This is a genomic window from Campylobacter concisus, assembly GCF_002914195.1.
Lineage (GTDB): Bacteria > Campylobacterota > Campylobacteria > Campylobacterales > Campylobacteraceae > Campylobacter_A > Campylobacter_A concisus_M.
In genome coordinates this window covers 1-473 of sequence record NZ_PPAU01000054.1, presented here as the reverse complement: position 1 = coordinate 473, position 473 = coordinate 1, and the positions used below count along the sequence as shown (strand labels likewise).

Here is a 473-nt window from a genome sequence, read left to right as displayed (position 1 = left end):
ATGCTATGCGTTTTTGCACCAAATGCGCTTGCAGATGCTGGAGAGGGCTTAAAAGAGCTTAACACAGCTGGCGAAGAAGGCAGAACGACCTTCGTGAACGCAATTAAGGGGTGGAAATGGGTATTTGGCATCCTGCCATTTGCCATTGCCATAGGTATTGCATATAAAATTAAAGACTACTTAGAACAAAAAGATGAACAAGCTGGAGGCCAAACAGAGCCAAAAGCTTCGCGATATGCCAAAATCGTAGCTGGCTTTATAGCTGGTATCATTATTATGTTCATTTTATATGGAATTTTTGGCCTCGTGTTTGCAGGTCAAACAGAATTCTCAGCTGGCTGGAGAATATTTGTAACGGCCTTCTGCAAACTTATTTTCCAATCATCCGTTCATAAAAAAGACAGACTTTCGTATTCTCTCTTTTAATATTAATTTAAGTAATAATAAGATAAAGATGATTAGACAAAACATTC

At 38.5% G+C, this 473-nt stretch carries 1 protein-coding gene; it reads left to right on the top strand.

Annotated features, from left to right (window positions below; all coding sequences use genetic code 11):
* Positions 1-426 (top strand): hypothetical protein (locus CYP28_RS10240; protein WP_103592881.1); only part of this gene is annotated, 426 nt, incomplete at its 5' end.
* Between the last annotated feature and the right edge of the window lie 47 nt (positions 427-473).